This window comes from Halopseudomonas phragmitis, from assembly GCF_002056295.1.
GTDB classification, from domain to species: domain Bacteria; phylum Pseudomonadota; class Gammaproteobacteria; order Pseudomonadales; family Pseudomonadaceae; genus Halopseudomonas; species Halopseudomonas phragmitis.
In genome coordinates this window covers 1,208,675-1,223,277 of record NZ_CP020100.1, presented here as the reverse complement: position 1 = coordinate 1,223,277, position 14,603 = coordinate 1,208,675, and the positions used below count along the sequence as shown (strand labels likewise).

Below are 14,603 nucleotides of genomic sequence, written 5' to 3'. Positions count from 1 at the left end.
ATGAACGGCTTTCGTCCGGCCCGCTGGTTACCAGGCGGGCACCTGCAAACCCTGTTCAGCCCCTTGCTGCGGCGCCGGCCTCAACTGCCGCGCCAACGCCAGCGCCTGGCCCTGAGTGACGGCGATTTTCTCGATCTGGACTGGTACGGCCCCGAATCCACCACAGGCCCATGCATCATCCTGCTGCACGGCCTGACCGGCAGTGCCGAGTCGCCCTACATTCTCGGCCAACAGCAGGCTCTGGCGGCACGCGGCTGGCGTTCGGTGGCGGTCAACTGGCGGGGCTGCTCAGGTGAGCCCAATCAACGGGCCAGAAGCTATCACTCCGGGGCCAGTGACGATCTGGCCGAGGTGGTCGGGCACCTGCGCCAGCAACTGCCACAGCACGACCTGGCCGCCGTTGGCTACTCTCTGGGTGGCAACGTGCTGCTCAAGTATCTGGGTGAGTGCGGGGCAGACTGCCCGTTGCAGGCTGCGGCGGCGGTCTCGGTTCCGTTTCGCCTGGATCAGTGCGCCGACCGCATCGGCGAAGGGTTTTCGCGGGTCTACCAGGCGCGTTTTCTGCGCGATCTGCTGGCCTATGTCGCCAACAAGCGGCGCCTGTTCGCGCATCACAGCCTGTCGGCCGAACAGGCCCGACTGGATGCGCTCGGCACCCTGGAGGGCATGGACAGCCTGTGGGATTTCGATGACCGGGTTACTGCCCCGCTGCACGGTTTCGCCAGCGCCGCCGATTATTACCAGCGTTGCAGCAGCCGATTCTTTCTTGCCGGCATTCAGGTACCGACCCTGATCGTACAGGCGCTGAACGATCCCTTCGTTTACCCCCACAGCGTGCCTGAACTGGCCGAGCTGTCGGCCAGCACCCGGATGGAACTGCACCCGCGCGGCGGGCATGTCGGCTTCATCGAAGGGCCGCCGTGGCGGCCGGGCTATTATCTGGAGCGGCGCCTGCCAGAGTGGCTGGCGCAGCAGCTCGGCTGAGGCAACCCGCTCAATGGCCCAGCGGCGCGTAATACTCCGCCAGCATGGCCTGCACGGCCGGGCGGGCCTGCTCGGTCAGCAGCCCCAACTCCTGGGCCAGCACCTGATACACCCCGCGCCGCAATAGTGCCGGGGTCAATTCCGATTGATCCGCATCCAGCACCGAGGTGTAAACAAAGCTGATCCAGCTAGTCATCAGCAGCCAGCTATTGATCGCCAACACCTCGGGATCGGTCCGCTCGGCATCGAGAATCCCGGCCTCGGCCAGGCCCTGATAAATCGCCCGGCCACTGTTCACGCAGCGGCGTGAGAACTGCCGATAGCGCTCGGCCAGGTCCGGGTCGGCGCTGAGCAAATGCTCCTGATCGCGCAGAAAAAAGCGGTAATCCCACAACCCGCGAAAAATCGATTCCAGGTAGTGGGCCTTGTCCTCCAGGCTCAGCGCCCGCCCCTCCGGCACCCGCAGATAATCATCCACCTGAGCCTCATAGCGACCAAATAGCTCGGTGACGATCTGCTGCTTGTTGCGGAAGTGGTAGTACAGGTTGCCTGGCGAGATACCCAGGTGGGCAGCGATATGGTTAGTAGTCACGGCCCGCTCCCCCTGTTCGTTGAACAGTTGCAGGCTGGCCTGAAGAATTCGCTCACGGGTTTTCATGCGCTTGGTCGGTTTCCTGTCTGGAGCATTTGACACTTTAGAGCAATTACTCTAAAAATGGCAGCCATCACGATAAAAAGCCGATTGCCACCCGGCATACGGCTGCCCTACGGAGGCCACATGGTAGCGGATATCGCTTATCTGCAGGATCAACAACGCACCATTGAACACCTGCACCAGTTGTTCGAGCGTCAGCGCGCGGCCTTCCTCGCCGCCCCCATGCCCAGCGCCGAACAGCGCATCCAGGCACTGAGCAAGCTCAGAGCCGCGCTGGTGCGTCATCAGCAAACCCTGATCCAGGCCATCAGCGATGACTTTGGCCGCCGCAGCGCCGATGAAACCCGGCTGGCCGAGCTGATGCCCTCACTCGAAGGCATCCACTACGCCAGCAAGCGCATCCGCCGCTGGATGCGCCCTTCGCGGCGCAAGGTTGGCCTTGCCTTTCAGCCCGGCAAGGCACGGGTGATTTACCAGCCGCTGGGCGTGGTCGGCATCATCGTGCCCTGGAACTATCCGCTGTATCTGGCCATCGGCCCGCTGGTTGGCGCACTGGCCGCCGGCAACCGGGTGATGATCAAGATGAGCGAGTCGACCCCGGCCACCGCCGAGGCCCTGCGCACACTGCTGGCCGAGCTGTTCGATGACAGCGAGGTAGCCGTGGTGACCGGTGAAGCCGAGGTCGGCATGGCCTTCTCCAAGCTGCCTTTCGATCACCTGCTGTTCACCGGCGGCACCGGCATCGGCCGTCACGTCATGCGCGCGGCAGCCGACAACCTGACCCCGGTAACGCTGGAGCTGGGCGGCAAGTCACCGGCCATCGTCAGCGCCGATGTGCCACTGCAGGATGCCGCCGAGCGGATCGCCTTCGGCAAGGGTCTGAATGCCGGGCAAACCTGTGTGGCACCAGACTATGTGCTGTGCCCGCGCGAGCGGGTGGACGCCCTGGTCGAGGCGCTGCAGCAGCGTCTCACCCACATGTACCCCAGCCTGCGCAACAACCCCGACTACACCCAGATCATCAATGCCCGCCAGCATCAGCGCCTGAGCGGTTATCTGGATGACGCCCTGAGCAAGGGTGCGCGGGTCATCAGCATCAACCCGGCAGGCGAAAATCTGGACGACACCCGGATCCTGGCACCCACCCTGCTGCTGGATGTCAGCGATGAAATGCGGGTGATGCAGGAAGAAATCTTCGGCCCGCTGCTGCCGATCCTGCCCTATGACTCACTGGAGCAGGCGCTGACCTATATCGCCGAGCGGCCCCGGCCGTTGGCGCTGTATTACTTCGGTTACGACCGGGCCGAGCAGCAGCATGTGATGCAGCACAGCCATGCCGGCGGCATGTGCATCAACGACACCATCCTGCATGTCGCCCAGGATGACATGCCCTTTGGCGGCGTTGGCCCGTCGGGTATGGGTCACTACCACGGTCATGAGGGTTTTCTGACCTTCAGTAAGGCCAAGGGGGTCTATATCAAGCAGCGCTTCAACGGCGCCCGGCCAATCTATCCGCCCTACGGCGGCAAGCTGTTGCAGTTGATCTATCGTTTATTTATTCGCTGATCACTGCCCACAACAATAATCATAACAACGAGGTGGTTCATGACATCTCTCACCCAAACCCGGCTCAGCCGCCGGGAACTGCTCAAGATCGGTGCCGGCGCCAGTCTGGCGCTGACCACCGTCGGCCTGACCGCGACCCTGAGCGGCTGCTCATCCAGCCGCCCGAGTAGCGACTTTGATGTGCTGCGCGACAGCGACCTGCCCGTGCTGGCGGCCCTGCTGCCAGCACTGGTCGGTAACCATCCTGCGCTGACCAATCAGCCGCAGGCCATCACTGCCACCCTGCGCCAGCTGGATATCAGCCTGGCGCATACCTCGGCGGCGATCCAAAAGGATGTTCACGACCTGCTCGGCCTGCTCAGCCTGCCGTTGACTCGCGGTCCGCTGACCGGCATCTGGGGCAGTTGGGAGCAAGCCTCGCCAGAGCGCCTGGAAGCCTTCTTGCAGCGCTGGCGCGACAGCCGCCTGGAGATGCTGCGCCAGGGCTACAAGGCTCTCAGCCAGTTGTTGCTGATGGCCTGGTACGCCCTGCCCCTGTCCTGGGAAACCACCGGCTACCCCGGCCCACCGCAGATTTGAGCCGTTCACACGAGGTGATTTATGTCCGTACCTGATATTTTCCGCCAGGGCATTGAGCGCGGCTGGCAGGTCATCGACGCCAGTCTCCAGCCGGATAACAGCGTCTTCGAAGCCGATGTCATCATCATTGGCAGCGGTGCCGGCGGCGGCACCAGTGCGCAGATTATGGCCGAAGCCGGGCTCAAGGTGATTGTGCTCGAGGAAGGCGCCCTCAAGACCTCCAGCGACTTCAAGAACGACGAGGCCAAGGCCTATGCCGAGCTGTACCAGGAAGGCTCGGCCAGGGCCACCCGCGACGGCGGCATCGGTATTCTCCAGGGCCGGGCCGTTGGCGGCACCACCACCGTCAACTGGACCAGCAGCTTCCGCACGCCAGAACCAACGCTCCAGCACTGGGCCGAGGCGCATGCGGTGTCCGGTCTGGACAGTGCCAGCCTGGCGCCCTGGTTCGCCCAAATGGAAGAACGCCTGGGCATCAGCCCCTGGGCGGTGCCGCCCAATGCCAACAACGACGTGATCCGGCGTGGCTGCGAGGCGCTCGACTGGCACTGGGCAGTGATCCCGCGCAACGTGCGCGGTTGCTGGAACCTCGGCTATTGCGGCACCGGCTGCCCGGTCAACGCCAAGCAGTCGATGCTGGTGACCACCCTGCCGGCGGCGCTGGAGCGTGGCGCAGTATTGATCTACCGAGCCCGGGCCGAACGTCTGCAGTTCAACGGCGATCAGATCAGTGAAGTTGAATGCCGGGCCATGAACCAGCTCCAGACTCTGGCCGATGGCCCACGATTGCGTCTGCGCGCCCGCCATGTGGTGCTGGCTGGCGGTGGTATCAACAGTCCGGCGCTGCTGCTGCGCTCCAAGGCTCCGGACCCGCATCAGCGTCTGGGCAAGCGGACCTTTCTGCACCCGGTCAACTTCACCCTGGCTCAGTTCGATCAGCCGATCAACGGCTTCTACGGTGCGCCGCAGTCGATCTACTCGGATCACTTCCAGTGGCAGCAGGGTGCTCTCGGGCCCATGGGTTTCAAGCTGGAAGTGCCGCCCATGTACCCCAGCATCACCTCGGCGCTGCTCGGCAGTCACGGCCAGGAGAACTTCCAGCGCATGCGCCAGCTGGCTCACAGCAATATCATGCTGGCCCTGTTGCGTGACGGTTTCGACGATGCCAGCCCCGGCGGCAGCGTCGTGCTGCGCGACGACGCCACCCCGGTACTCGACTACCCGCTCACCGATTACCTGTGGGAAGGGGCTCGCCGGGCCTATCTGGCCATGGCGGAAATCCAGTTCGCCGCCGGTGCCCGCGAGGTGTTCCCGGTCCACGTCCACGGCCGCGCCAGCCGCACCATGGCCGACTTCCGCCAGCAGGTCGAAGGTCTGAGCTACCGCATCCACGATGTACGCCTGGCCAGTGCCCATGTCATGGGAGGCTGCGCCATGGGTGATGATCCGCAACGGGCGGTGGTCAACAGCCAGGGCCGCCACCATCAGCTTGAGAACCTCACGGTGCTGGACGGTTCGCTGTTCCCCACCAGCATTGGCGCCAACCCGCAGCTGTCGATCTACGGCATCGTCGCCAAACTGGCCACCGGCCTGGCCAGTGAATTAAGTCGGGCCTGAACCCGACCACGCCCCCACTCCGTCATTGCGAGGAGCGGGGGGCGGCCATCCGCCGACGTGGCAATCCATACGCCCTTGCCACACGCACTCCTGCCTGGATTGCCACGGGCCTACGGCCCTCGCAATGACGGGGTGGTACGGCCACGGCGGGAGGGCGCTGGAAGCGCCATACCGTCGCTCACAATGACGGGCGTGATGACTCAACCCCCGGCGTTGGGCTACCATCTGCCCCCTAGCCCACAGATGCAGGATTCGTCGTAATGAATACCGTCCTCTATCCCGGTACCTTCGACCCGATCACCAAAGGCCATACCGACCTGGTTGAGCGGGCTTCGAAACTGTTCGACAAGGTGGTGGTAGCGGTGGCGGCCAGTACCAAGAAGAACCCGGCCTTTCCTCTGGAGCAGCGGGTCGAGCTGGCCCAGGAAGTGCTCAAGCACCTGCCCAACGTCGAGGTAGTAGGCTTTTCCACGCTGCTGGCACATTTCGTCAAGGACGTGAACGCCAATGTGTTGCTGCGCGGCCTGCGTGCGGTTTCCGACTTCGAATACGAATTTCAGCTGGCCAACATGAACCGCCAGCTCGCCCCCGAGGTGGAAAGCCTGTTCCTGACGCCTTCGGAGAAGTATTCTTATATCTCGTCGACCCTGGTACGCGAGATTGCGGCGCTGGGCGGCGATGTCACCAAGTTCGTTCACCCGGTCGTGCATGAGGCGCTGATGAAGCGCTTCCACGGCTGACCCTGCGAGGTCACAGCCATCATGGCCCTGATCATTACCGACGACTGCATCAACTGCGACGTCTGCGAGCCGGAATGCCCGAATGGTGCCATTTCCCAGGGCGAGGAGATCTACGTGATCGACCCGAACCTGTGCACCGAATGCGTCGGCCACTTCGATGAGCCACAGTGTCAGCAGGTCTGCCCGGTTGACTGCATTCCGCTCGATCCCAACCATGTAGAGAGCCAGGAAGAATTGCTGGAGAAGTACAACATTCTCACCGGCAAAGCCTAGGGGGCTGCTGCCGTTTCGAGGCAAGACATTGAGCGATAAAAGGACGTCTGACAACTTGCTACGGGAGCAACTGCTCCCGTCTTCCGGGGAACGCCGCCTGGGAGCCTTGAGTATCTGTTCAAGGCCGGGGATTTGCAGACGTCTTGCAGGAGCGGTTGTGCTGCCGTTGCTGGCCCTGACTCTGGCTGGGGCGTTGCAGGCAGCACCCGGGCCCGGCCAGCAGGCTGTAGCCACCGCCCACCCGATCGCCACCGAAGCAGCCCATCAGATTCTCGATGCCGGCGGCAATGCCTTTGATGCCGCCATCGCCGCCGCCGCGACACTCGGGGTGGTCGAGCCTTACGGTTCGGGCATCGGGGGCGGTGGCTTTTTCCTGCTGCGCCAGGCTAATGGCGAAGCCATCGACTACCGCTTTATCGACGCCCGCGAAACCGCCCCGCAACTGGCTGGACGCGACCTCTACCGCAACATCAGCGGCGAGGTGCAGCGCGACTCGGCGATCAATGGCCCGCTGGCTGCCGGCATCCCCGGCCTGCCCGCGGCGCTGGTACATCTGGCTGAACACTACGGGCGCCTGCCGCTAAGCCAGAGCCTGGCCCCGGCCATCGACGCTGCCGAACAGGGCTTTGCCGTCACCTCACGCTACCAGGCACTGGGCAGCTTCCGGGTCGAAGCCATGCGCCGTGACCCGGAAACCGCACGGCTGTTCCTGCGTGACAACGACATACCCGCCGAAGGCAGCCTGATCCAGCAACCGGAACTGGCCCAGACCCTGCGCGCGCTGGCCGAGCAGGGCCGGGCTGGTTTTTATGCCGGCCCCGTGGCCGAGCAACTGCTGAGTTCGGTGCAGGCTGCCGGCGGTATCTGGCAACAGGCCGACCTGGACAACTATCAGGTCATCGAGCGCCAGCCGATTCGTTTCCATAGCCATGGTTTCGAGGTCATCAGCGCGCCCCTGCCCTCGGCTGGCGGCATTGCCCTGGCCGGTATTCTGCAGGGGCTAGAAACCCTGCCCAAAGCCCAACCCGGCTCTACTGCCTGGACTCACAATCTGGTTGAGCTGATGCGCCGCACCTACCGCGACCGGGCTACCCTGCTGGGCGATGGCGACTTTGTCCCGGTCCCGGTTGAGCGCCTTACCTCGGCCAGCTATGCCCGTGAGCTGGCCAGCCAGATCGACCCGCAGCGCGCCACCCCGAGCAGCAGCCTGGGTATGCCCAAGGTCTTCAGCGAAGGCAGCAACACCACTCACTTCTCGCTGATCGATGCCGATGGCAATGCCGTAGCCGCCACCCTGAGCATCAACCTGCCGTTCGGCGCGGCCTTTACCGTACCCGGTACCGGGGTATTGCTGAACAATGAGATGGACGACTTTGCCGCCGACCCCGACGGGGTCAACGAATACGGACTGGCTGGCGGTGAGGCCAATGCCATCGCGCCCGGCAAGCGGCCACTGTCGAGCATGACCCCAACGCTGCTGGAGAATGATCAGCAACTGGCCGTGCTGGGCACACCCGGTGGCAGCCGCATCATCACCATGGTCCTGCTTGGCAGCCTGGAGGCCATCGACGGCCAGCCGGTCGAACGCTGGGTCAGCCGCCCACGCTTCCATCACCAATACCTGCCCGATCATATCCAGATCGAACAAGCGGCCTTCAGCCCGCAGCAACAAGCCGACCTGGAAGCGCTCGGCCACCAGATCAGGCCGGTCGGCCGGGATTATGGCGATATGCAGGCTCTGCTGTGGGACAAGCGACGGGGCGAGCTAAGCGCGGCCAGCGACCCACGCGGAGTTGGCCAGGCCAGCGTACAGCTCAAGACAGACTGAGGCTCGGCTCGATCCGTTCGGCACTGGCTTCCAGCTCAGCGCTCAGGCCATCGTAGAGCACCGCATGGGCCAGATGCAGATGGCGACGGATGCGCAGCATGTAATGCAGATCGTTGAGCAGTGAGGTAGCCTGCCAGCCATCGAGCAGGCGTTCGCGCAACAGACGCTGCACCAGCGCCTGAAAATGCTCGGCAAACAGATTGTCCTCGGCCTCATAGCGGGCAAACAACGCCTCGCGGGCCGGAGAGTCAATCTCCAGATCGGCCAGCCTGGCCAGCTCAATCAGCGCCAGCCCACATTGCTCACGCAACTGACCATAGGCCTCGCGCACCGCCTCCTGGGGGCTGTCGATCTGCCGGCGCAGGTTAGTCTGCAAGTGCTTGGCCGCCTTGACCGCCTCGACCAGATCCCGGGCTGCCAGGTTGTCGTCCATCAACGCCTGCTGCTGCTCGGGCAGTAACGAGATATCCAGACGGCTGATGAAGTCGACAATATCGCCATACACCCCTTTGACGTGTCGCTCATACAACGCATCGGCATCCTCGCGCTGCTCACCGGGCACCGGGCGCTGAAGCTGGGCATGAAGCTGCTCGCGGCTCATACCCTGATGAATATCCGGCGGCAAATACAGCGCCGAGGCCACCACCTTGCGGCTCAAGGTCGCCAGGTGCAACAACTCCTGGCCCAGCACCTTGAGCGCGGTGTCAGCATGCAGCATGGCCGAGTCGTTGAGATAAAGCGCCCGGGTGCGCGGCTGCTCGCTCAGCGCCAGATCGGCACCCTCCGGCCCAACCGCCGGAGTGGGGTCAGGTAGCCAGCGCATCAGAGCCTTAAGCAGCAACGGCGTCAACGGCAGCATGATCACCAGTCCCAGCACATTGAACAGGGTGTGGAACAACGCCAGCTTGAGGGTATAGGCATCGGCGGCAATGCCGATCAGTTCGGCGGTCCAGTCCACTGAACGGGTCAGTAGCGGCAAAGCCGCCAGCGCCACCGCCCCGGTCATCAGGTTGAACAGTACGTGCGCCACACCCAGACGCCGGCCGGCCTGGTTACTGGCCACGGCCCCCAGCGCCGAAGTCACCGCAGTCCCCAGGTTGGCGCCAATCGCCATGGCCAGCGCATTGGCGTAATCCAGCTGACCGGTGGCCAGGGCCGCCAAAGTGATCATCAGGGTTGCATGGCTGGACTGCATAACCACCGTGGCCAGCAATCCGAACAGGGTATAGACCACCACCCCCAGCCAACCGCTGATCTGGTAACGCTCGGGATCGAGAATCCCCTGGAAGCTGGTAAAACCGTCCTTCATCAGGTCGATGCCAAGGAACAGGAAACCAATCCCCAGCATCACCTGACCAACACCCTTCCAGTAGGCCTCACCACGCCGGCCGAGAATCCCGCCGAACACCAGCATCGGCATGGCCACCGCCGCCAGATCCACCTTCAACCCGACTACGGCCAGTAGCCAGGCCCCGGTGGTAGTCCCCAGGTTGGCCCCGAACACTATCCCGATCCCGGCCATCAGGCTCATCAGCCCGGCACTGAGAAACGCAATCGACAAGAGGGTGACCAGAGTACTGGACTGCACCAGCGCGGTACTGACCACGCCGAACAGCAGACTTTTCCACAACCGGTTGGTGCAACGGGCCAGCCAGCGCTCCAGCGCACCGCCGGTAAAGGCCCGGAAGCCATCCTCAAGATGGCGCATACCCATGATGAACAGCGCGATACCAGCCGCCAGCGTAGCGGCCTCCGGCTGCCAGAAGAACAGGATGAGCAGCCCCAGCAACAGGGCAGACATCCAGCGTGGTTTAAGCAGACTATGCATGCCCGACTACCCGACAGGCATCAGACGCGATAGCGGCGACAGCAACGATAGTCCGCCCCCGCAACCCATATCAGCGGCGTTCGTCCTGCTGTTTGCGGCCATAGCCGCTGCGGGTACAACCCAGGCAGCGCACAAAGGTTTCCCGACCAGGGCGAACCACCAGCTCCTGGCCAGCTTCCTTGGTGTTACCCGCCAGCGCAGTGAACGGCAGGCTGACCACAAACGCGGCAGCCCCAATGGCAGTCGCACCCAGCAGCAACGGCCGGGCAATTACCAGATCACCCACCATCGCATAGAAGCCCGGGTTCTCGACTTCATGCTGATAACCGTAGGACGAATCGGCAGCCAGCACGCTGCCAGTCAGCAGCATACCAACCATGAAAGCAGTGAAATGACGTAACAGGCGCATAGTGGAATCCCTGGTTGTGGCCCGATAGGCATGAGTGTTGGTCGGAGCGCCTTCTTCCCGGGCGCCCATCACTGTTCATTGTAGGCACAATCCCGCCGTTGCGGAACGTGGCAAAGGAAAAATGCCGACCATGCACGGTTGCCACACAAGCGCGCGTGCGAAGCGAAAACATGCGCCTCTGTCTCCCATAACCTTTGCTTCACTGCCGTCAGCGTATGGGGTCATGGCTCGGACTTATGGCGAAAGAAATGACCGTATAGCTACCGGCCTTGCACCGACTTGCATGGATTGCCACGCCGCTACGCGGCTCGCAATGACACTGAATAACTGAATAGATGCACGACCCTAGACTCTACCCACATCGCCCAAACCCACCCCACCGTCATTGCGAACGGCCGAAGGCCTGAAGCAATCCATGCGGAGTCCTGCCATGCACCACCACCCCATCAGGCATAAATCGGAATGTAGGCTTCCGTGTATGGCGTGGACTCGGGCAGTTGTTTGCGGATGATGCCGATTAGTTCATTGAGCTGGGTTTTGCGGCAGTAAAGAATCTCCTCCCAGGGGATCATTCGTCCCTTACCTCCATCCCCTTCGGGGTTGTACCACTCGAAATGCAGCCCAATGATCGAGCGCCGCCGAAATACGGTCATCTTGGTAAAGTCACTCCACGGGTGAAAACCCTGATGAAATCGCTCATGCATTCTCCGAAACTGGCTGGACGTTCCCATCCGCAAATACATCAACCCCATCAAGCCCGGCCCGGCAATCGCGCCGATCAGTGCTGCCGGGTGCACCATCGCCAACATCAGCATCACCACCCCGGTAATGATCGCCGCCCACTTCAACAGCTGCGGCAACCACTTGGGGAACTCCTTCCATTCGCAGAACTCCAGTCCAGAGGCCGTCAACCGGTAGGCGAACTTGGTTTTTTGGTGGGTCATGCTTAGAACACCACTCATTGTGAAAATATAGAGAAAAGCACCAACCAGTATCTGCTCTTGCAAACTGCCGCCCTGAGTTGACAGGAACCAGATAAGTAAAGGTATTTGGCCTATAAGAAAGAAAACGAAAATCCCATTCGCAATATCTGTGTTATACGCCCGAGCCTTCAACGACCACTCGGCCAGTGCAGGCTCATCCTTGTACTGCCAGTCCAGTTGCGGGGGCAGGGCCAGGGCTTTGGCTGGGAACATCTGGATTCTCCATAGCCTGGAACACCAGAACCTTGCAACTTTACCCCCGGTGAACATTATCGTAATCATCACCCTTGGGCGTGGCCTGAATCCCCTTGGCTTCCTGGCTGCGGTAATAGGTCTCGATCGTTAGCTTGGGATCGATTCGGCCTTGCACAATGCAAGGCTGCTGCTGCCAGGGGTAGGCCGCCAGTTTCTCCCGCAACAACTTGCCTTCCTTGCGTCCCCAGACCTTGGGTTTTATGTCACGCCAATAACGCTCGGGGCGTTGGTTTGCCGCATCAAAAGCGGCAGTCACTGGATCCAGATGTCGGCTCTGCTCCAGCACCGGCAGGTCTGGCAAGGGCTGACTCACATCCATATAGCGCTGCAGAGTGTCCCAGAATGCCAGCAGATTGACCTGGTCCAGTCCAAGGCTGTGCAAGCGGCCAGCCAGGCAGATCTTGGTGGCCGTGTAGCGGTGGTGCAGCCAGAGTACGTAGTCATGGCCACCATGGGGTGTCACCACCAGTTGCATGACCGGATCGAACTCGTAAAACGGCGCGACAAAGGGCTTGCGCCAGCGCCGGGCAATGCTCAGTGTCCCGGCCTGCCGATTGAATTCACTGCCATCGTGCTGGTAGCGTCGGGCATATAACCAGAGCAAGGCATCTGCTCCCACCAATGCCATAAAGAACAAAAACATACCTAGCCAGAATGCGGTCTGCTCCGCCCAAAACCCCCAGAGCGCACCTTCGTGCCAACTGATAACGCCGGCAGTGACTACAGCCCCTGCGGCCAGAAACCAGTATGCCCAGTGTTGCTTGCTAGTGCCGAAGAAACACATATTTCCAACCAACAATGCAACGATTAAAAAACTCATCAATGAACCAGCATCTATGATGAGCTGTATTTCAACTCCCCATATTGCCCAAGGAAACCCAAAACTCCACCACTTAATAATAAACAGCAGATACGGAATTCGGCTGCTATTTTCAAACCGCCAGCGCTGCGCATCACAAAAGATCAAGTGCGGGCGTTTCTCTGCTATCTGTCGTTCATAGGCCTTGTGGTGCCCGGCCTCCAGTTGTGACTCTATCTCAGTGACGGAGTCCAGCCCCGCATAGTGCCCCCAGTGCAAGGGCGTGCGGGTGATGCCACTCCGGTCATTCCATGCCGGAGCAAGGGCCGGAATGGCATCGGGCCGATAAGCGGCAGGGCCATAGTGTGAATCATGGTTATCCGGCTGGTGCTGGGCATTCATACCTTGAACTCGCTGGTTTCGATCTGCCAATAAGGGGCGTCGTCTTATGGATTGCCACGCCGCTGCGCGGCTCGCAATGACCCGGAATCGATGCTCGACCCCAGACTGTACTCACACAGCCCCAAACCCACCCCACCGTCATTGCGAACGGCCGAAGGCCTGAAGCAATCCATGCGGAGCCTGCCGCAGCTCGGTGCAACTGCTGCCGGCACACGACATCGAGCACTGATCGCCTGGGCTTGCAATAAGCTCTCACTATTCACCTACTACCTCCTCATCAGGAGCCTGTTTGAGTCATTCGTAAGGCGTATCGTGATCGGGGCTCCAGGCAAGGCGTACCTGGTTGTTGGGAAAGAAATGCACGTGCAAATAGCGATCCGCCCGGTCTCGAGGCGGATTAGGCAGCTCCAGCTCATGCCGCTCTTCCTCCAGTCCTCGCTCTATCTGCTCCGGTGTGACGTCCAATATCCACACCACCTTCAAACTATCACCACGGATACGCCAACAGCAGGTGACACCACCATTCCCACCCCAGTTGTCATTAACCCAGTAGCTGAAAATCGGGCGGTCTGTATGGTTGTGGCCAGACAGCGCTGCGCCGCCTGGCCGCTGGTATTGCCACATCACAAAGCTGACAATCAGCGTCAGATAAAACATCAGCATCAAGCTCCAGCGCAGCCAGGTAGGCAGGCAGGCTCAGCCAGCGTTGGCGAAAGGTCGTCATCCAGATACCTGGAATTCCTCGCTGGCGGCCAGATCCTTCTCGCGCTCGGCGATGGCCGCTTCCAGCTCAGCTGAGCGCCGGGCCCATTGCTCCGGGGGTAGCGGCTGCGACCAGGCGATGGATTCGGGGCTGGTGAGGTCGGGGATGACGGCAAATTTCTTGCGCATCAGGTAGTAGTAGGCAAAGAGATTAAAAACAAAGGAAAACAAACCATCCCAGAAAATTGTGCGAAACCAGCCATTTTTTACCATGCCTTCGCGCATTCTTTTGATAAAGCCTTGCCAAATACTCAAGTCGGGATCTGGAACGAGCGTCGGCTCCGGCACCACCTCAGGGCCAATCTCCATAAAACTGCGAATACACTCCCACTGACGCATGGCCGCGGCACCCGGGCCGGGGCTGACCATGATGATCCAGCCCGGCTTTTTATCATGGTAAGGCTCGTCGATTTCATCCTTGAAGGGGAACCACAACAGCAATCCCCCCACCTTGGCGGCACCAAACTGGCCGACCATGGTGGCGCTGGGAGCAATGGCGTGTACCCGCTCCCAGGGCACGGTCCACTCCTCACCATCATCAGCCACAATGCGCACTTCTCGGCGTTGACGATGAAAGCGCAACGGTGGCATCAGCGGGCGGCGGTAGACGCGGATATAACCAATCCAGAGAAAGGTCATGACCCCTCCGCCCACGGCCAAGATCAAAACAGCGAGCAGATAAAAGCCTTGGCTAAGACTGTATGTAATCATCCCAAGATGCAGCAATGTTCCCAGATACAGCGTCACCCACCCCCCCGCCAAGGACAGGCTGCCGATATCCAGATAAACGTCATTTTTGCGCCAGATCATGCCCAGAATATCCGACGCTGGCTGGCCAGTCGGGATCGGTAGCGGCGACAGGTGCTCCTGTTTCCACAGTAAGCCTTGCTTCGTGTCACCTGCTTGTTGGGTCATGGCTCGGT

Annotated in this window: 14 protein-coding genes; 7 read left to right on the top strand and 7 right to left on the bottom strand. The window is 61.4% G+C overall.

Annotated features, from left to right (window positions below; all coding sequences use genetic code 11):
- The gene (locus tag BVH74_RS05645; protein WP_080049119.1) at positions 1-984 is read left to right on the top strand and encodes a hydrolase; all 984 of its coding nucleotides are present in this window, start codon (positions 1-3) and stop codon (positions 982-984) included.
- 10 nt (positions 985-994) lie between these two features.
- On the opposite strand, the gene BVH74_RS05640 is transcribed toward BVH74_RS05645, so the two are convergent.
- Positions 995-1,642 carry a TetR/AcrR family transcriptional regulator gene (locus BVH74_RS05640; protein WP_080049118.1) on the bottom strand — a complete coding sequence of 216 codons (648 nt, stop codon included), beginning with the start codon at positions 1,640-1,642 and terminating at the stop codon, positions 995-997.
- 120 nt (positions 1,643-1,762) lie between these two features.
- Between BVH74_RS05640 and BVH74_RS05635 the strand changes: the two genes are divergently transcribed.
- From BVH74_RS05635 to ggt, 6 genes are all read left to right on the top strand, one after another.
- Entirely contained in the window at positions 1,763-3,205 is a 1,443-nt protein-coding gene (locus tag BVH74_RS05635; RefSeq protein ID WP_080049117.1) for a coniferyl aldehyde dehydrogenase, read from the top strand.
- Between the two features lie 39 nt (positions 3,206-3,244).
- Positions 3,245-3,784 (top strand): twin-arginine translocation pathway signal protein, encoded by a 540-nt coding sequence (locus BVH74_RS05630; protein ID WP_080049116.1) that lies wholly within the window; start codon positions 3,245-3,247, stop codon positions 3,782-3,784.
- A 21-nt stretch (positions 3,785-3,805) separates the two neighbouring features.
- Entirely contained in the window at positions 3,806-5,401 is a 1,596-nt protein-coding gene (locus tag BVH74_RS05625; protein ID WP_080049115.1) for a GMC family oxidoreductase, read from the top strand.
- A 260-nt stretch (positions 5,402-5,661) separates the two neighbouring features.
- A complete protein-coding gene (gene coaD / locus BVH74_RS05620; protein WP_080049114.1) occupies positions 5,662-6,141 on the top strand; it encodes a pantetheine-phosphate adenylyltransferase in 480 nt (159 codons plus the stop codon).
- 21 nt (positions 6,142-6,162) lie between these two features.
- Entirely contained in the window at positions 6,163-6,414 is a 252-nt protein-coding gene (locus BVH74_RS05615) for a YfhL family 4Fe-4S dicluster ferredoxin (protein ID WP_080049113.1), read from the top strand.
- Positions 6,415-6,571: 157 nt separating this feature from the next.
- Positions 6,572-8,242, top strand: coding sequence for a gamma-glutamyltransferase (gene ggt / locus BVH74_RS05610; RefSeq protein WP_155121695.1), 1,671 nt, complete (start codon positions 6,572-6,574; stop codon positions 8,240-8,242).
- On the opposite strand, the gene BVH74_RS05605 is transcribed toward ggt, so the two are convergent.
- The 6 genes from BVH74_RS05605 to BVH74_RS05580 form a co-directional block, all read right to left on the bottom strand.
- Positions 8,229-10,070 (bottom strand): Na/Pi cotransporter family protein, encoded by a 1,842-nt coding sequence (locus BVH74_RS05605; RefSeq protein ID WP_080049112.1) that lies wholly within the window; start codon positions 10,068-10,070, stop codon positions 8,229-8,231. The genes ggt and BVH74_RS05605 overlap by 14 nt on opposite strands.
- A gap of 70 nt (positions 10,071-10,140) precedes the next feature.
- Complete coding sequence (locus BVH74_RS05600; RefSeq protein ID WP_080051636.1) at positions 10,141-10,440, bottom strand: hypothetical protein; 300 nt, start codon at positions 10,438-10,440, stop codon at positions 10,141-10,143.
- 485 nt (positions 10,441-10,925) lie between these two features.
- Positions 10,926-11,675, bottom strand: a complete 750-nt coding sequence (locus tag BVH74_RS05595) for an HPP family protein (RefSeq protein ID WP_080049111.1) — start codon at positions 11,673-11,675, stop codon at positions 10,926-10,928.
- Positions 11,676-11,715: 40 nt separating this feature from the next.
- Positions 11,716-12,345, bottom strand: coding sequence for a hypothetical protein (locus BVH74_RS05590; protein ID WP_080051635.1), 630 nt, complete (start codon positions 12,343-12,345; stop codon positions 11,716-11,718).
- 867 nt (positions 12,346-13,212) lie between these two features.
- Positions 13,213-13,581, bottom strand: coding sequence for a DUF3304 domain-containing protein (locus tag BVH74_RS05585; RefSeq protein WP_080049110.1), 369 nt, complete (start codon positions 13,579-13,581; stop codon positions 13,213-13,215).
- Between the two features lie 57 nt (positions 13,582-13,638).
- Positions 13,639-14,595 (bottom strand): hypothetical protein, encoded by a 957-nt coding sequence (locus tag BVH74_RS05580; protein WP_080049109.1) that lies wholly within the window; start codon positions 14,593-14,595, stop codon positions 13,639-13,641.
- Between the last annotated feature and the right edge of the window lie 8 nt (positions 14,596-14,603).